The 17957-nt window shown below is 61.5% G+C and carries 15 protein-coding genes and 1 pseudogene; 10 read left to right on the forward strand and 6 right to left on the reverse strand.

The window, feature by feature from the left end:
* Positions 1-107 precede the first annotated feature (107 nt).
* The 4 genes from AC0C6X_RS27950 (at position 108) to AC0C6X_RS27965 (ending at position 5624) form a co-directional block, all read left to right on the forward strand.
* Positions 108-1325: a mandelate racemase/muconate lactonizing enzyme family protein gene (locus AC0C6X_RS27950; protein ID WP_173520132.1), complete on the forward strand. Its 1218-nt coding sequence runs from the start codon at positions 108-110 to the stop codon at positions 1323-1325.
* A 21-nt stretch (positions 1326-1346) separates the two neighbouring features.
* Positions 1347-2960: a GMC family oxidoreductase gene (locus tag AC0C6X_RS27955; RefSeq protein ID WP_173518897.1), complete on the forward strand. Its 1614-nt coding sequence runs from the start codon at positions 1347-1349 to the stop codon at positions 2958-2960.
* 249 nt (positions 2961-3209) lie between these two features.
* On the forward strand, positions 3210-4949 hold the full coding sequence (gene ggt / locus AC0C6X_RS27960) for a gamma-glutamyltransferase (protein ID WP_173518896.1): 1740 nt from the start codon (positions 3210-3212) through the stop codon (positions 4947-4949).
* Between the two features lie 318 nt (positions 4950-5267).
* Positions 5268-5624 carry an SPW repeat protein gene (locus AC0C6X_RS27965; protein ID WP_057255411.1) on the forward strand — a complete coding sequence of 119 codons (357 nt, stop codon included), beginning with the start codon at positions 5268-5270 and terminating at the stop codon, positions 5622-5624.
* Between the two features lie 761 nt (positions 5625-6385).
* On the opposite strand, the gene AC0C6X_RS27970 is transcribed toward AC0C6X_RS27965, so the two are convergent.
* On the reverse strand, positions 6386-7402 hold the full coding sequence (locus tag AC0C6X_RS27970; protein ID WP_173518895.1) for a GSU2403 family nucleotidyltransferase fold protein: 1017 nt from the start codon (positions 7400-7402) through the stop codon (positions 6386-6388).
* A 341-nt stretch (positions 7403-7743) separates the two neighbouring features.
* Between AC0C6X_RS27970 and queC the strand changes: the two genes are divergently transcribed.
* The 6 genes and pseudogenes from queC to AC0C6X_RS28000 form a co-directional block, all read left to right on the forward strand.
* Positions 7744-8454 (forward strand): 7-cyano-7-deazaguanine synthase QueC, encoded by a 711-nt coding sequence (queC, locus tag AC0C6X_RS27975; protein ID WP_173518894.1) that lies wholly within the window; start codon positions 7744-7746, stop codon positions 8452-8454.
* Complete coding sequence (gene queD / locus AC0C6X_RS27980) at positions 8454-8810, forward strand: 6-carboxytetrahydropterin synthase QueD (RefSeq protein ID WP_173518893.1); 357 nt, start codon at positions 8454-8456, stop codon at positions 8808-8810. Before queC ends, queD begins: the two co-directional genes overlap by 1 nt.
* A complete protein-coding gene (gene queE / locus AC0C6X_RS27985) occupies positions 8807-9544 on the forward strand; it encodes a 7-carboxy-7-deazaguanine synthase QueE (RefSeq protein ID WP_472956306.1) in 738 nt (245 codons plus the stop codon). Before queD ends, queE begins: the two co-directional genes overlap by 4 nt.
* A gap of 87 nt (positions 9545-9631) precedes the next feature.
* Positions 9632-9982 carry a DUF488 domain-containing protein gene (locus AC0C6X_RS27990; RefSeq protein WP_173518891.1) on the forward strand — a complete coding sequence of 117 codons (351 nt, stop codon included), beginning with the start codon at positions 9632-9634 and terminating at the stop codon, positions 9980-9982.
* 144 nt (positions 9983-10126) lie between these two features.
* Positions 10127-10990 (forward strand): alpha/beta fold hydrolase, encoded by an 864-nt coding sequence (locus tag AC0C6X_RS27995; RefSeq protein ID WP_173518890.1) that lies wholly within the window; start codon positions 10127-10129, stop codon positions 10988-10990.
* Between the two features lie 290 nt (positions 10991-11280).
* Positions 11281-11445, forward strand: a pseudogene (locus AC0C6X_RS28000) (Tn3 family transposase); the annotation flags it as partial.
* A gap of 15 nt (positions 11446-11460) precedes the next feature.
* Here AC0C6X_RS28000 and AC0C6X_RS28005 read toward each other — a convergent pair.
* The 5 genes from AC0C6X_RS28005 to AC0C6X_RS28025 form a co-directional block, all read right to left on the reverse strand.
* On the reverse strand, positions 11461-12537 hold the full coding sequence (locus tag AC0C6X_RS28005) for an ABC transporter ATP-binding protein (protein WP_173518889.1): 1077 nt from the start codon (positions 12535-12537) through the stop codon (positions 11461-11463).
* Positions 12534-14798, reverse strand: coding sequence for a glycoside hydrolase family 2 protein (locus AC0C6X_RS28010; protein WP_173518888.1), 2265 nt, complete (start codon positions 14796-14798; stop codon positions 12534-12536). The genes AC0C6X_RS28005 and AC0C6X_RS28010 overlap by 4 nt, the downstream gene beginning before the upstream one ends.
* Positions 14799-14806: 8 nt before the next feature.
* Positions 14807-15628: a carbohydrate ABC transporter permease gene (locus AC0C6X_RS28015; RefSeq protein WP_173518887.1), complete on the reverse strand. Its 822-nt coding sequence runs from the start codon at positions 15626-15628 to the stop codon at positions 14807-14809.
* Positions 15625-16524 (reverse strand): carbohydrate ABC transporter permease, encoded by a 900-nt coding sequence (locus tag AC0C6X_RS28020; protein ID WP_472956311.1) that lies wholly within the window; start codon positions 16522-16524, stop codon positions 15625-15627. The genes AC0C6X_RS28015 and AC0C6X_RS28020 overlap by 4 nt, the downstream gene beginning before the upstream one ends.
* 83 nt (positions 16525-16607) lie before the next feature.
* Positions 16608-17876, reverse strand: coding sequence for an ABC transporter substrate-binding protein (locus AC0C6X_RS28025; RefSeq protein ID WP_173518885.1), 1269 nt, complete (start codon positions 17874-17876; stop codon positions 16608-16610).
* Positions 17877-17957: the final 81 nt, after the last annotated feature.

Genomic DNA, 17957 nt, shown 5'->3' on the forward strand with positions numbered 1-17957 from the left:
TACCGCCGCGCCATCCGCCGCGACTCGCAGCCGCTATCTGCAACTGGCGCTGATCGTGATCGCCCCCTGGTTCTAATGGTCCGCCCCACGAAAAAGGGATGACACACATGAAAATCGCGTCGCTCAAGACCTATGCCGTCGCCGTTCCGCCGCCGCATGTGGGCGGAATGTACTGGATCTTCGTACGCCTCACGACCGCCTGCGGCATCGAGGGCATCGGCGAGATTTATGCGACCTCGTTCCATCCGAGCGTCATGACGCCGCTGATCGAGGACGTCTTCGAGCGGCATCTGCTCGGCCGTGATCCCCATCAGATCGAGCGATTCTGGCGCTCGGCCTATTCGAGCGGCTTCACCCAGCGCCCTGATCCGACGATGATGGGCATCGTCTCCGGACTTGAGATCGCCTGCTGGGACATCATCGGCAAGGCAGCCGGCCGGCCTGTGTCAGATCTGCTCGGCGGAACGGTGCACGAGAAGCTCCGCGCCTATACCTATCTCTACCCGAAGAACGCCGCCGGCGAGTTCGATTTCAACGACCCGGATCTTGCGGCCGAATGCGCCGTCGAGATGGTCGAAATGGGATTCACCGCGGTCAAGTTCGATCCCGCGGGTCCCTACACCAACTATTCCGGCCATCAGCTTTCGCTCGGCGTCATGGATCGCTGCGAGGAGTTCTGCCGCAAGATACGCGACGCGGTCGGCAGCAGCGCGGATATCCTCTTCGGGACCCACGGCCAGATGGTGCCGTCCTCGGCCATCCGGCTGGCGCGGCGCCTGGAAAAATATGACCCGCTCTGGTTCGAGGAGCCCGTTCCTCCGGGACAGGAAGCGGCCATGGCCGAAGTGGCGCGCGCAACCTCGATTCCCGTTTCGACCGGCGAACGCCTGACGACGAAATACGAATTTCAACGCGTGCTTGAGCTCAAGGCGGCGTCGATCCTGCAGATGAACGTCGCACGCGTCGGCGGCCTGCTGGAGGCGAAGAAGATCGCCGGCATGGCCGAGGCCCATTACGCCCAGATCGCCCCGCATCTCTACAACGGTCCGGTGGGCGCCGCGGCGAGCATCCAGCTCTCGGCCGCGACGCCGAATTTCCTGATCCACGAGGCGATCCTCGATTTCTCCGGTTTCCATGCGGATGTGCTGAAGACCAAGCTCGCCTTCGACGATGGCTACCTGATCCCCTCGCGCGAGCCCGGGCTCGGCATCGAACTCGACCTGGAGGTTGTCGAAGAGCACACGCCCTATGCCGGCGAGCGTCTGCACCTGCAGATGGACAGCCGGCCGGCCGACGTGAAGGCCTTCGCACCGGCGCGCGGATAACTGCGACGATAGGATTTGGAGATGATCCACGATTATATCGTCGTCGGCGCCGGGTCGGCAGGCTGCATCCTGGCGAGCCGCCTCAGCGAGAATGGCCGGCACCGCGTCCTCTTGATCGAGGCGGGCGGCAACGACAATTCCTTCTGGTTCAAGATCCCCGTCGGCTATGCCCGCAACTATTACAATCCGCGGGTCAACTGGATGTATTCGAGCGAGCCGGAGGGCGAGTTGCAGGATCGCCGCATCTATGTGCCGCGCGGCAAAGTCCAGGGTGGCTCCGGATCGATCAACGCTATGATCTTCGTGCGCGGCGCGCGCGACGATTTCGACGATTGGAAAAACGCCGGCAATGCAGGCTGGGGTTATGACGACGTTCTGCCCTATTTTCGTCGGCTCGAAACCCATGCGCGCGGATCGTCAGAATGGCATGGCGGCGAAGGCCCGATCCATATCACGCCGATGCGCGGCATGACGCACCCGATCACCGACGCCTTTCTCCAAAGCTGCGGATCGCTGCAACTGCCGCTGAACGAGGACTTCAACGGCGCCTCGATCGAAGGGGCCGGCGTCTACGACGTCAACACCAACAACGGCCGCCGGTCGCATTCGAGCGCGGAATATCTTCGGCCGGCGCTGAAGCGGCCGAATCTTGCGATCGAGCGCTATGCCCAGGCCGAGCGGCTGGTCTTTGGGGACGATGGGTGTGTGACCGGCGTCGATGTTCTCCAGAACGGAGAGCGGCGGCGCTTCACGGCTGCGCGTGAGGTCATTCTCGCCGCCGGCGCGGTCGGCAGCCCGCAGTTGCTGCAGCTCTCCGGGATCGGCGATGGCGCGAAACTCTCCACGCTCGGCATGGAAACGCGGCGACACTTGCCGGCCGTCGGCCAGAACCTGCAGGACCACCTCTGCGCCAGCTTCTACTATCGCGCGACGATCCCGACGCTCAACGACGAATTCGGCAGTCTCTTCGGCCAGATGCGCCTCGGCCTCCAATATCTGCTGACCGGCAAGGGTCCGTTCTCGATGAGCGTCAACCAGGCCGGCGGCTTCTTCCGCGGCAGGCCAGATGAAGAACGACCGAACATTCAGCTCTATTTCAATCCTCTGTCGTATCGCATCCCCAAGGATCCAAAGGCGGGCCTGAAGCCCGAGCCCTATCCCGGCTACCTGATCTGCTTCAATTCCTGCCGGCCGACGAGCCGCGGCAGCATCTCGATCGCGTCCGGCGACCCCGCACAGAAGCCGCTCATTCGCCCGAACTACCTGACGACCGATCGCGACATCGATGAGGTATTGCAGGGAAGCCGGCTCGTCCGCCGGATCGCTTCTGCCTCGGCGCTCTCCTCGCTGACCGCGGAAGAGATTTCGCCGGTGCCGCGCGTGGAAAGCGATGAGGCTCTGATGGACTATTTCCGCGAAAACTCCGGGTCGATCTACCATCTCTGCGGCACCTGCACGATGGGGCCGGATCAGGCGACCTCCGTCGTCGACGGCAGCCTGCGGGTCCATGGCGTTCCGGGTTTGCGCGTCGTCGACGCCTCGATCTTCCCGAACATCACCGCCGGCAACATCAATGCGCCGACGATGATGGTTGCGGAAAAGGGCGCCGATCTCATCCTGGCGGATGCCGCCTGACGCGGGGTCCGAATGGTCCACCGTTCGCTGGCTGGGGCTTCGCCGGCCGCGAATGCAAGCGCTGCGATTGGCCAGGTGTGAATTGCCATCGCCGATCGAGCGTGGCTATACTCCGTTGACTTCATAGCTGCCCACAATCAGTGCTTGCCTGGCCAAGAGATTGTTGCCGCCGCATTTGCTGCGGTGAGGGGCGTCCGCGCTGCGGCCGTCGGCAAAGCACTGCGAGCAACGCCTGCGAGGGAGAGACGCATGCTGAGTTTCCGCTTGAAGAGCCTGCCCGTTACCTTGTTTCTCGCGCTGAGCTTGGCGCCAATAGAGGGCCGAGCGGCCTCGCCGGAGCCGGTGAAGGCCGAGCACGGCATGGTCGTCACCGCCCAGCACCTGGCATCGGATGTCGGCGTTGCGGTGTTGAAGAGCGGTGGCAATGCGGTGGATGCCGCTGTTGCCGTCGGCTACGCGCTGGCTGTCACCTACCCGACTGCCGGCAATATCGGCGGAGGTGGTTTCATGACCATCCGCTTCAAGGACGGCAAGACGACCTTCCTCGATTTCCGCGAGCGGGCGCCACAGGCGGCGACCAAGACCATGTATCTCGACGACAAGGGAGATGTCGTCAAAGGGCTGAGCACCGAGGGCTATCTTGCCGTCGGCGTGCCGGGGCCGGTCATGGGCTTCGAAGTGGCCCGCAGCCGCTACGGCACGAAGCCGCTGGCCGACCTGATCGCGCCGGCGATCGCGCTTGCCAAGGACGGCTTTGTGCTGGAGCAAGGCGATATCGACTCCTTCGACGGCGAGACCGATAGGCTCGCCAAGGATCCGGCGGCCGCCGCGATCTTCCTGAAGGACGGCAAGCCCTTCGTGGTCGGCGAGAAGCTGGTTCAGACAGATCTTGCGGCGTCTCTGTCCAGCATCGCCGAAAAGGGAACCGACGCCTTCTACAAGGGCGCGATTGCCGATGCGATCGTCAAGGCCAGTGCCGAGAAGGGTGGTATTCTGGCGAAAGCAGACTTCGAGCGCTATGCGGTGCGCGAGCTGGAGCCGGTCAAGTGCAACTATCGCGGCTACGACATCATTTCCTCGCCGCCCCCGTCCTCCGGCGGCGTCATCATCTGCGAAATCCTCAATATTCTCGAAGGCTATCCGCTTTCCTATATGGGTTACGGCGCCGCAGACACGGTTCACGCGATGATCGAGGCGATGCGCCACGCCTATGTCGACCGCAACACGTCGCTCGGCGACCCTGATTTCGTCGAAAACCCGGTCGCCAAGCTCACCGACAAGGCCTATGCGAAGGAGATCCGCGCCAAGATCGATCCGTTCCGTGCCGGCGTCTCCGCGGCGCTGATCCCCAAGGGCTTCGGCGAAAGCAAGGAGACGACCCACTATTCGATCATCGACGACGAGGGCAATGCCGTCGCCGTCACCTATACGTTGAACGGCTCCTTCGGCGCCGGCGTGGTGGCGCCTGGAACCGGTATCCTCCTCAACAACGAGATGGATGACTTCACCGCCAAGCCCGGCGTGCCCAATCTCTACGGGCTCGTCCAGGGCGAGGCGAACGCGATCGCGCCCGGCAAGACGCCGTTATCGTCGATGAGCCCGACGATCATCTCCAAGGATGGCAAACCCTTCATGGTGATCGGCAGCCCCGGAGGCGCCCGCATCATCACCATCACGCTCGAGGCAATCCTCAATGTGATCGATCATCGCATGAACATTCAGGAAGCGGTCGACGCGCCGCGCATCCATCATCAATGGCTGCCGGACAAGGTCTTCATGGAGCCCTATGCCCTCTCGCCCGATACCCGCAAGCTTCTCTCGGCAATGGGCCACAAGGTCCAGATCGACGAAAACTGGACGATCTGGGGGCAGGCGACCGGCATTCTCGTCGGCGGCGAGAGTCTCTCCGACATCGAGTCCGGCGGCGGCGCCCGCTACAACGGCGCGGTAGACAGCCGCATCGGCGCAGGCGCTGCGCGCGGCTACTAGAGCGGGATGAGGAAAAGTGTGTGCGGTTTTCCGCCCGCATCCCGCTCCAACCTATTAGAATCGATCACGTTTATGATTTTGGGTCGACCCGACCCAAAATCATCGTGATCTAGAGTTTTGGCGAGACGATGGTGGCAAGACGGTGCCACCCGGGAAAGCGGCGGATCGCCGGTTCGCCGCGCGGTTCCGCAGGTGCGATCACCGGATGCTCGCGCGAAAAAGATTTGAAAGCGCTTTTGATTGAATTTATTATAGTTTCCAGAGCGTGCGCCGCACGCGGTCGTGCGCTTTGATCAAGCTTCATTCGTGGAGGTTGTCATGGCACTGATGGAAGGAAAGAAAGCGCAGGACTGGATCAATCTGGTTCTCGCCGTCTGCCTGTTCATCTCCCCCTGGATCATGGGCTTTGTTGTCGAGAGCGTTCCGGCTTGGAACGCCTGGGCCGCTGGCGTCGTACTCGGCGTTCTGGCGATCGCAACATTGGCCATGTTTGCGGAATGGGAGGAATGGGCAAGCCTCGTCGTCGGGCTCTGGCTGATCGCTTCCCCCTGGCTGCTCGGCTTCTCGACCAGCGCCAATCCCATGTGGACGCATGTCGTCCTCGGGGCACTGGTGACTGCGCTCGCGATCTGGTCGGTCTGGGACGAACGGCAGCACCCGCATGCGCATGCATGATGATGAGCAGCGAAGGTCGCGGCCCGGCGCCGCAGCTCCGGGCCGCGAACAGGTAGCATGTTTCGATGCAAACTTTTGTTTTTCCCGGATTGAGAGCAAATCCTGAAAACGCGTAGAACGATCTCCTTTCAGATTTGCGCGATTTCAAAGAATTGGCTGGCACCGTGGATGACGTCGAGTTGTGCCGCAACATTGCCGCCACCCAGTCTGGCGATCGATAACTCGTTCGCGGTTTCCCTCAGACGGGCCATCGCCAACCCAGTTCAGGATGCGATCAAGCAAGCCGGAACCGGCACGCGGGTGAAGCGCCGGGGTGTGATGGAGAGCTCAGATGACGGTCCCGGCGTTGCCGAGGCAGAGCGCGAACAACATGTGGAAAGACACGGAGTTTGACCTAGTCGTACCAACAATTTCAGAGGGTTAGCGCAGCCTGCGTCACCGCAAAATGTCCCAAATGACAGGCTAATCTGACCGCGCTCTAAGTATCTGAAATTGTTATCGATTTTTGAGTGATTTTGGCGGCTCGCTTGATAGGTTTCCGGCCGTCGAGGACGACGATCGGCCATTAGCTCGCGCTACGCGCGCGACATAACTCGTGAGGACCTCGTCCTCGAAAAAAGGTACTCGGGACAAGCCGCTCAATCGTATCCTCGCGGGTATCGATGGACTTTTACGGCGTTCGGGTGCGCGATGTGGTCGCGGGTTTTGTGCCGGTTACGGATTAAGATCGGCTGAAGAATGGGACGAGCCACCAATCTGGATTACCACCAAGAGGGAGATTTTGCGGGAGTTTCATTGTACGTAGACCGCCATTGGTCGAAGTACGGACTGAGTTCTGCAGGCAGTGACTGCGCGAACCGCTCATCCAGGGGAAAATGAGGCATCGAGGCTGCGATCGCGGCGAGCACTGCGGAGCCTTGCTTGACATCCTTGGGTCGTTTCAGAAAGTTGCGCTTGTCCTGATCGGCCATCCAAAGCTTTTGAAGCGCAAAGTACCGAGGATCGGGAACGACGAGCCGAGCCGGCGTCCCATCTCGCCCTACAACGACGCGGTTCACATGCCGACCCAACAACAGCCATTCCTGCTCTGGTAGGGGAAGCGGACTGGGCCTGTCGTTTTGGAGCATATTGGAAACCGTAGATGGCGCAGCTAACAACTCGAACTCAAACGCCTTTGCGTTTCTGGCCTGGAAGGTTCTCTCTGTGTTGACTGTATAAGTGCTGTCGGCTGCCTTCAGCATGGACATGACGCCGCCGCCGGTATCGTCCTTTATAAGCGCCGACCACGTCATGTCGAAGTCATCGGTCTCATCGGGGGCGTCATTTATGCGCCCGCCGGCTTCGATGTTGTAAGCCGGCATAGCGTTTGTACCCACAACCAACAGCTTTTCCCCCAGCATTCGACGCTTGTCAGCCTCCCTGAGGATTTTAGCCGCCTCCGAAGGTATCTGTGGTAATAGGAGGGAGCGATAGAGGGCGCAGGTTTCGGCTAATCTCTTGCGGCTTTCTAGCAGTCGTCCTGCTAGGTCATCCTTAGTGCGGAGGAACCTTTCGTAGGCAGCTTCGGTCTCCTCAGACCTGGCTCCCAGACTTTTCGCGTTCCCGGTTCTGTCGAGCAATTCGTAAAGGTATTGTTTGCCCGAGCGTTCTGCCCATTTCATCCCATAAGGGAGCGTTAGCAGGGCGCGTTCCACACCCAGCCACACGTCATAGTGTTGTTCGATGTTGATGAGAACGCGCCGCTGTTCATCAGTGTATGGGGTTACGATTTCAACCATAAAGTTTTGTCCTGCAAATCCTGATTTTTTTGATTTTGCAGGACAAAAGGTATAAAAACAACGGCATATTCTCTCTGGTGCGTGCCTTGTGGTTGTGTTTGGAGTTGCTATTTGCTGATTGCAACCAGCGGGCGCACGTTCTCCCGTCATTCGCAGCCGAAGCGCGCCCAGATTACGCCAGAGGCCGCTCCCGAAGGCGGTCGATATAAACCCACCACGACCGAGAGAGAGAGAGAGAGAGAGAGAGAACAAACATAACGCTTCCCATCGCCCCTGCTTTGTCCTAGAAGGCACCCTGTAATCCGGTCGCAGCCTACCCGGTCAAAACAAGGACACCTATCATGAAGACCATCGTCATCTGCTCCGGCGGATTGGACTCGGTATCGCTTGCCCACAAGGTCGCAGCCGAGCGGGAGCTTGTTGGCTTGCTCTCGTTCGACTACGGACAACGACACCGCAAGGAACTGGACTTTGCCGCGGCTTGCGCCCGGCGCCTCGGCGTTCCGCATCAGATCATCGACATCCGCACGATAGGTACGCATCTCACCGGATCGGCACTGACGGATGACGTCGACGTGCCCGACGGCCACTATGCCGAGGAAACGATGAAGGCGACGGTTGTTCCGAACCGCAACGCCATCATGCTCGCCATTGCCTTCGGACTGGCGGCGGCACAGAAGGCGGATGCGGTGGCCGTCGCCGTGCATGGCGGCGACCATTTCATCTACCCCGACTGCCGACCCGGCTTCATCGACGCGTTCCAGGCGATGCAGAACCACGCGCTCGATGGTTACGCCAAGGTCGCGCTCTATGCGCCCTACGTGACGATCTCAAAGGCGGATATCGTCGCCGACGGCGCAAGCCATGCGACACCCTTTGAAGAGACCTGGTCCTGCTACAAGGGCGGCGCCCGCCACTGCGGTCGCTGTGGCACCTGTGTCGAGCGGCGCGAGGCCTTCCATCTCGCCGGCGTTGCGGATCCGACCGACTATGAGGATCCGGATTTCTGGGTGGCTGCGACCTCGGCATATGCGGCAGAGGAGGTGAAGTGATGTTTCGGATCACCAAGGAGTTCCATTTCTCCGCGTCGCATCAGCTGAAGAGCCTGCCGGCTGACCACCAATGCGCCCGGCTGCATGGCCACAACTACGTCGTCGAAGTCGAACTCGCTGCCGAGGAATTGAATGTCCACGGTTTTGTCCGCGACTATCACGAGCTGGCACCCCTGAAGCGTTATATCGATGAGAGCTTCGACCATCGTCACCTCAACGATGTTCTCGGCCACGACCAGGTGACGGCCGAATTTCTGGCGAAGCATTTCTACGACTGGTGCAAGGCGAGGCTGCCCGAAACGTCGGCGGTGCGCGTCAGCGAGACGCCGAAGACCTGGGCGGAATACCGGCCATGACCGGACCCGGCGAAACGCGCATCCGCGTCAGCGAGATCTTCGGCCCGACGATCCAGGGCGAGGGCATACTGATCGGCCTGCCGACCGTGTTCGTGCGCACGGGCGGCTGCGATTATCGCTGTAGCTGGTGCGATACGCTGCATGCCGTCGACAGCGAATACCGCGACCAATGGCTGCCGATGACGGTGGAGCAGATCTGGAGCGAAGTGATCCGGCTATCGGGCGGCAAGCCGCTCACGGTCTCGCTGTCCGGCGGCAATCCGGCGATCCAGCCGCTCGGCCCCCTGATCGCGCGTGGGCGAAAGGATGGTTACCGGTTTGCCCTGGAGACGCAGGGCAGTATCGCGAAGGACTGGTTCGCCGATCTCGACGTCCTGGTGTTGAGCCCGAAGCCGCCGTCGAGCGGCATGGAAACGAACTGGCACGACTTCGACGACTGTCTTTTGATGGCGGCGGGAAAGCCTGAGGTGGCGCTGAAAATCGTCGTGTTCGACGAGCGCGACTATGCCTATGCGCGTGACGTCGCGGCTCGTTATCCGCATCTGCCGCTCTACCTGCAGCCCGGCAACCACACGCCGCCACCGCCTGATGACGACAACGCCACCGTCGATATCGACGGTATCATCGACCGCATGTTCTGGCTCGTCGGCAAGGTAACGGAGGATCGCTGGTTCGAGGCCCGCGTTCTGCCGCAGTTGCATGTCCTGCTCTGGGGCAACAGGCGCGGGGTGTGACGCCCCGGCCGTTGCCAGATCACCGGAGCGCGATTGGACAAAGGCCTTGGTCTATGCTCCAACGGTGGGGATGCGCGGGGGGCGGTCATGCAACTGAGCACGAAACGTGTCTACGAGCCGAAAGCCGACAGCGACGGAATGCGCATCCTCGTCGATCGCCTGTGGCCGCGGGGGTTGACCAAGGCGGAAGCCGCGGTCGATCTCTGGCTGAAGGAGATCGCGCCGACGACGGAACTGCGCCGTTGGTTTCATGGAGATCAGGGCACCTGGGCCGAGTTCAGCAAACGTTACCTTGCCGAGCTCGACGGGAACCGGGCCGTGGTCGAGCAGTTGCGCAACCTCATCGAAGAAGGCCCGGTAACCTTGCTCTACAGCGTGAAGGACGAGACGCACAATCACGCCGAGGTCCTCAAGGCCCATATGCTGGGGCGAGCATAGCGATAACGGACGCCCCGATCTGCGAGCCACCTGCTGCATGAAAAACCGCGAAGTTTCTTGGCCGTCAATGTCGGGACGGGCGGTTGCCGCACGTCTTAATCTCGACGGCGGTTTTGGACCGCGCTGGCAACAGGGAGATTGAGAATGTTTCGTACCGCTTTGATCGCAGGCGCCCTGCTAATTTTCGGCACCGCGACTGCCGAGGCCGAGCCGATCGGCAATCGCGTCGATGTCAACGGCATGAAGATGTATTACGAGGTCTCGGGCGAGGGTGAACCGCTGGTCGTGCTGCACGGCGCCTACATGAACATTCCGTCGATGGGCGAGATCATCCCGAGGCTTGCCGAGACCCACAAGGTCTACGTGGTCGAGCTGCAGGGCCATGGCCGCACGACCGATATCGACCGGCCGATCACCTATCCGAACCTGGCTGACGATGTCGCCGCCTTCATGGATGCCGTCGATCTCAAGAAGGCCGACGTCTTCGGCTATTCGATGGGCGCGGCCGCCGGTCTGCAGCTCGCGATCCGGCATCCGGAGAAGGTCAACAAGCTCGTGGCCGCATCCGTCGCCTATGATGCCGAGGGCTGGCAGCCGGAGTTCAAGGCGGTCATCCCGCAAATGACCGTTGAGATGATCGTCGGCCTGCCCTTTGCCGAAGACTATCGCAAGCTCGCCGCCAACCCGGACGGCTTTCCGGAACTGGCGAGAAAGCTCATCCAGCTCGAAAAGGAGCCGATGGCCTGGGAGGCTGACGTCAAGGCTCTGAAGGTACCGGTTCTGATCATTGCCGGCGATGCCGACGTGGCGACGCTCGAACACAATGTTGCGCTGTTCCGCCTGCTCGGCGGCGGAGCGATGGGCGACATGGGCAAGCCGCTCGCCGCCTCTCGCCTTGCGATCCTGCCGGCGACGTCGCACACCGCGGTCATCAACCAGACGGATCTCCTATACGCGTTCACCGAGCCCTTCCTGAAGGGCGAGACGCCAAAGGGCATGTTCCCGTAAGTGCGAGACTGCCGCGAGAGTGGTGCCTTGGTGGGGTGACTTCCCCCCATTGTGGAGCGACCAGCCTACAGCTTGTCGCTTCGCAACCGCCATGCGCCGTTGCGGAAGGTCGCGGCCGATTGTCGATAGTGAAGGACGGAACCGTCGCGGTGTTTCATGAACGCGCGAGTTTCCGCTGGGGACGGGATGGCTTCATCGAGGGCCTGCGGCTACTCCTCTGCCGACATACCAAGGTCGCGCGCGACCCAACGGTAGCTGCGGCCTTCAGCACTCAACGCATCGGCTATCGGCCCATCCTGCGCATCCGCGATCTGCCCTCAAAACGACTCTACGTGTTCTATCCTGCAGCAATGCCGAAGGACTTGCGCGGCCTGATCGGCGGCAAAATCCGCGAAGAGCTGATCGTTTCCAACTGGCCCGATCTCTTCCGGTGCGCCGCCACGATGGTCGCCGGCAAGCCCTAAGATACTCTAGCGCAGGCGTCTGCCATCCGCGTCGAATACCAAAGCGACGGTGGAGTCGAAACGAGCGGCGATGCTGTCGCCGGACTTCAGGCTGCGGCCGTTCTTCGTTTCGATGACGATCAGCTCACCGTTGCCGTGGCGAGCATAGGCAAAGGTCTCGCCGCCGAGATGCTCCAGCATGTCGATCGTCAGAGCGAGATGGGCCGAACCATTGTCGCCGAAATGCTCGGGCCGGATGCCGATCGTCACGGCGCTGCCGGGTGCCGCATCCCTTGCCGTAACCGGAAGCGTCGCGTTGCCGAAATCCGGCAGGCGGACGTGTTTGTCTCCGCCCGCGCCCATTTCGACGATCCCCTTCAGGAAATTCATCTTCGGCGAACCGATGAAGCCGGCGACGAAGAGATTGGCGGGATCGTCATAGAGATCGAGGGGCGAACCGACCTGCTCGACCACGCCGCCGCGCATGACGACGATCTTGTCGGCGAGCGTCATCGCCTCGACCTGATCGTGGGTGACGTAGATGATCGTGGTTGCCAGCTTCTTGTGCAGCCGCGCGATCTCGATGCGCATGTGCACGCGCAGTTCCGCATCGAGATTGGACAGCGGCTCGTCGAAAAGGAAGATCTTCGGATGCCGCACGATCGCCCGGCCGATCGCCACGCGCTGACGCTGGCCGCCGGAAAGCTGCTTCGGCTTGCGGTCGAGCAGCGGTCCGAGTTCGAGAATGTTCGCCGCCTCGCCGACGCGGCTGTCGATCTCGGCCTTCGGCACCCCGGCAAAGCGCAACGCAAAGCCCATGTTTTCCCTCACCGTCATATGCGGATAGAGCGCATAGGACTGGAACACCATGGCGATGCCGCGCTTCGACGGGTCGACATCGTTCATGCGTTCGCCATCGATCAAGAGATCACCGGAGGTGATCTCTTCGAGGCCGGCGATCATCCGGAGCAAAGTCGACTTGCCGCAGCCGGATGGTCCGACGAAAACGACGAACTCGCCTGTCCTGATGTCGAGGTCTACGCCCTTGATGACCTCGAAGTTGCCATAGGATTTTCTGACGTCGCTGAGTTGGAGTTCGCTCATGCAGCCGCTGCCTCGCTGGCGATTGCCGAAAGTTCGAGTCTTACGGACCCAAGTCGTGTCGAGGCCACCGCGACCGCGATGCCGCCGGCAGCTCCCGTCGTCTCCAGCCAGAAACCGGTCGAGCCGCCCTGGAAGACGAGGCGTTCGGGCCCGAGCAGCCGGGCCGGCCCAGTGACGGTGACGTCGACCGCATCGTTGAGGAACGGCAGGACGTTGCCGGCCTGATCGAGCGCACGCACGATCACGCGGACGCCGTCACGCCCTTCGGCTCTCAGCGTCGTGCTGTCGGCGACGACCTCCAGCGTCGTCGGCACGGGATCGGCGACCATCCGGAGGTTGGCAACGGCCTTGCCGTCGATGAAGCCGGTGAAAGCGGCATCTTCCCACTTCATGCCCCAGACGCCGAGTTCGTCCTTGGTGAAGTGGCGATGGTCGATGACGACGGGCGGATGCGGCAGATGCGGGAAGTTTTCCCGGTCCGGACCGACGCGCTTCACCAGCGAGCCGTATCTCAGCTCGACCTCGTCGCAATTGGTGAGCACGATCAGCGGCAGCACGCCGCCGATGTTGCGCTCGCCGCGCGCCCAGAAGGTGACCGGCTTCATCACCACTTCCTCCGACGGTTCGCACTGGCTGGCATAGACATAGGCCGCGAATTTCGGCTGACGGAACATGTCCATGACACCGTGATAGCAGATCCGGTCGCCGGAGCCGAAGTCCTTGTGGGTGTTGTAGTCGAACATGCACCAGCCGATGGCGCCGGAAATGCTTGCGTCGCCGTGCGCGGCATTCAGTACCTCCAGGTGCCGGCGTACGTGCTCGGCCTGCCGCTGCTCCTGGTCGTAGATCTTCGTCGGGTACATGTGGCCGCCGAATTCGGTGATGAGATAGGGCACCTTGCGATTGAGCCCGGTGCATTCCTGCTGCGGCCGCAGCGCCGTGCGCGGGCGGTTTGCGCCGGGCAGCTCCTCGTTGCCGAGGATGAAGTCGTTCATGGTGTAGACGTCTTCGAGGTATTCGCTGTCGGTGATGTAGCGCACGCCGCCGGTCTGGCGCGTCGGGTCGAGTTCACGGGCGAGCCGGTTGGTTTCGACGTAGAAGTCGTGCGAGTCCTGCGACTCGTTGATGCGCACGCCCCAGATGATGATCGAAGGATGGTTCCAGTCGCGCTCGATCATGCGGCGGACGTTCTGGATCGCCTCCTGTTTCCACGCCTCGCCGCCGATATGCTGCCAGCCGGGGATTTCCTCGAACACCAGCAGGCCGATGCGGTCGCAATGGTCGAGGAACCATTTGGACTGCGGGTAGTGCGAGGTCCGCACCAGATTGCAATGCAGCGTGTTCTTCAGCATCTCCGCATCGCGCTCCTGTGCCGTGCGGCCCATGGCATAGCCGACATAGGGGAAGGCCTGGTGGCGGTTGAGGCCGCGGATCTTGAGCGGCCGGCCGTTGAGCTTGAACCCATCCGTGGTGAACTCCGCCGTGCGGAAGCCGAAGCGCGAGGAGAGGCGGTCGCTGCCGCGATCGCTGCGCAGTTGGACTTCGATTTCATAGAGGACCGGATCGTCGATATCCCAGAGCGAAAGCCTGGCGAGACCGGTCATTTCCAATGTGACGCTCTCGCCGCGGGTTTCGCCGATGGCTTCCGCCAGCACTCGGCCGTTGGCGTCCTTGAGCAGCGCCGTGATTGTACCGGCGAAGGTCAAGCCTTGCGGATTGGCGAGATCGCAGCGGACCGTGACAGACTTGGTGTCGCTGAGTGCGTCGCGGGTCTCGATCTTGATATTGGCGACCGAAACGGCATCGGTGACTTTCAGCCACACGTCGCGATAGATGCCGGCATAGGTGAGGTAGTCGATGCGGCCGCCGAAGGGCGGGATCTCCGGGTTCTCGCTGCCGTCGATCTTGACCGTGATCAGGTTGTCTCCCTCCTTGAGCCTGTCCGTCAGCCGCGCCTCGAAGGGCGTGTAGCCGTCCTTGTGGGCGACGATTTCTTCGCCGTTGAGGTAGACGACGGCGTCGGCCATGGCAGCGTCGAAGACGAGCGAGACTTCGCGGCCGTGGAACTCCCGACGCCAGGCAAGCACCTTCTGATAGGTGAAGCTGCGTTGATAGGAGGTCTCATCGAAATAGTTGAACGGCAGTTCCACCGCATTGTGCGGCAGGCTGACGGGCTTGCCGGCCCGCAGCCGGCTGGTTTCAGTGGCGGAGAAACCTTCGGAAAAGACCCAGGTGTCGTTGAAGGATGTAACAGAACGCATGATCATTCCTATTTGACTGAGCCCAGCATTCCCTGGACGAATTGGCGTTGCATGAAGAAGAAGACCGCAAGGGTGGGAAGCGTTGCGAGAATGGTGCCGACCATGACGACGCCGTAGTCGGGATAGTAGGCGGAGGCGAGCGAGGAGATGACCAGCGTGATCGTCTTCGTCTCGTTTGACTGCAGCACGATCAGCGGCCAGAGATAGTTGTTCCACGCCGTCATGAAGACGATGATGAAGGCCGCCGCATAGGTCGAGCGCATCACCGGCACGTAGATGTAGAGGAAGATCTGCCATTCCTTCAGCCCGTCGACCTTGGCCGCGTCGCGAAGCTCCGACGGGAACGCCTTGGTGCACTGGCGGAAATAGAAGACCACGAAGGCCGAGCCGATCGACGGCAGCACCACGGCGAGGTGCGTGTTGATGAGGCCCACCTTGCCCATCATGATGAAGAGCGGGATCATCAGCGCCGCAAACGGGATCATCATCGTCAGCAGAAGAGCGCTGTAGATCCGGTCGCGACGGCGCGAGCGGAACATCTCGAAACCGTAGCCGGCAAGCGACGAGACGGCGAGCGTCAGCGCTGTCGCAAGAATGGCGATCTTGGCCGAATTCCAGAAGACCAGCGGCGCGTTCACCTGGGTGAAGAAGGTGCTGATATTGGTGGCAAGCGCGCTGCCCGGCAACATCTTGCCCTTGATGATGTCGATCGACGAATTGGTAGCACCGAGCAGCATCCAGACGAAGGGGAAGATCGAGAGAAAGGCCATCAGCCCGACGAAGCCGTAGGTGACGATGGCGCCGGCGATACGTGCGGATCCATTGTTCATCGGTCACGCTCCCGTGCTGCGAAGAACTGAAGAGAGGCAAGCAGGGCGACGAGCACGACGATCACATAGGAGACCGTTGCCGCGTATCCGAAATTCGGCATGAAGCGGAAGGTCAGGTTGTAGATGTAGAGCGACAGCGTCAGCGTCGCGTTCGACGGTCCGCCCTTGCCCTCGGTGAGGTTGTAGACCTCGTCGAAGAGCTGGATCGTGCCGATCGTCGAAATGACTGTCGTGAACAGGATGACGGGCTTCAACAGCGGGATGGTGATGTGGGTGAAGCGCGCCCAGGCAGGCACCCCATCGATGCGGGCCACCTCATAGATCGACTTGTCGATGTTCTGCATCGCCGCGAGGTAGAAGATCATGTTGTAGCCGGTCCAGCGCCAGGTGATGGCGATGATTACGAGCACCTTGGCCCAGAAGGGATGCGTCAGCCACGGGATCGGCGAAGCGATGATGCCGACCGCCTCGAGGGTCGAGTTGACGATGCCGTCGAGCGCGAACATTCCCTTGAAGAGAACGGAGTAGGCGACCAGCGAAGTGACGCAGGGCAGGAAGATGGCGGTGCGGAAGAAGCCGCGGCCGACGAGCCTCGGATTGTTGAGCAGCGACGCCAGGATCAGCGCCAGGAGGATCATGATCGGCACCTGCACGACGAAATAGGTCATCGTGTTGGTGAGTGCCTTGATGAAGACCGGATCGTTCCAGAGACGGACGATGTTGGCGAAACCGGCGAACTTCAGCATCATCCCGCGGCCGGACTGGACCGACATCCACAGCGACCAGAGGATCGGATAGATCATGAAAAGGGCGATCAGCCCGAGCGCCGGCGCGACGAATAGCCAGCCATTGATGTTGTAGTATCGGCCGATGCCGCCGCGATGTGCGAGAGCCATCATCATCCTCATGGATAGCAGGAGCCGTTGGCCGTGGCATACGCCGCCACGGCCGGGAATAAGGCAGACAATCGCCGCGGCGATTACTGGACCTGTGCGCTGACCTCGGCGTCGATCGCCTTCAGGACCTCGTCGACAGGCGTTCCCTGCGACAGCGCCGGCAGTTGCGCGGTGACGGCGGTGTCCGCCTCGTTGGTGAAGATGCCGTAGTTGACCGAGGGGACCTTCGCGAGCCAGTCGGAGAAGTTCTGCCAGACCTTTTCGCCGCCGAAGAAGGCGTCGGCCTCGCCGTAGGCGGCCCCGCCGCGTGCGGCAAGCAGAGAGCCGACGGCACCGCGGTCCTGGAGGATTGTCTGGTAGAAATCGACGTCCTTGGCGTAGACCGCGTTGAGGAATTCGATCGCCTCGGCTTTCTCGGCCGAGCTTTCAAGCACGTACCAGCTCGATCCGCCAAGGTTCGAGGCATGCGTCGCGCCATCGATCGAAAGGGCCGGGATCGGTGCCACGCCCCATTTGCCCGATTGATCCGGCTGCGCCTTGACCGTGCCGGTGATCCAGACGCCGGTAATGACGGTTGCGACGTCACCCGACGTGAAGGTGCCGACCCAGTCGGACCAGCCGGCGGCCGGCTTGTAGATGTTGGCGGACATGATCTTGCCAACCGTCTCCAGCGCCGCCTTGAGCGCGGCGTTGCCGGTGATGTTCGTGTTGCCTTCCTTGTCGAAGTACCATTGCCCGGCCGACTGCATGATGATGCGCACGAGCCCGGCGTCGGTCGGGTCGAGACCCATCATCTTCTTGCCGGTCTTGGCTTCGACCTGCTGGCCGATCTCGATGAAGCGATCCCAGGTGAGATCCTGCATGTCTTCGGGCTTGAAACCGGCCTGCTCCAGATAGTCCTTGCGATAATAGAGGCCGGTCACGCCGGAATCGAACGGCATGCCGTAGACTTGGCCATTCAGCGTCATCAGCTCGACCTTGTAGGGAGCGAAGCCGGAATAGTCGACGGTGCCGGAGAGTGGCGCGAAGGCGCCGGGGAAGGATTGTAGATATTTCTGCGCGCCGTAGTCTTCGATCAGCACGATATCGGGAAGCGCATCCGCCGTACCGGACGAGAGACCGGTCTGCAGCTTTTGTTCGACATCGGCCTTGGCGAAATCGACGATGTTGAAGGTGACGTCAGGGTGCGACTTGGTATAGCGCGCGCCGGCCTCCTTCATGATCGCGACGTTGAAGTTCGGATCCCAGCACCAGACCGTGATTTCCTTGGCTTGCGCTGAAGTCACCGCCAACAGGCTGGCCCCCGCGAGCGCGATGGCGGCAAAACGCGGCAGATAGGTACGCATGTCCATAATTTCCTCCCTCGATTTTCGTTCCCCGAGACGTTCCTCCGTGTCTCGGCGCGGAGTATTTCGTAAAACTCTGAAGAAGGC

The organism is Ensifer sp. VA4, from assembly GCF_055710065.1.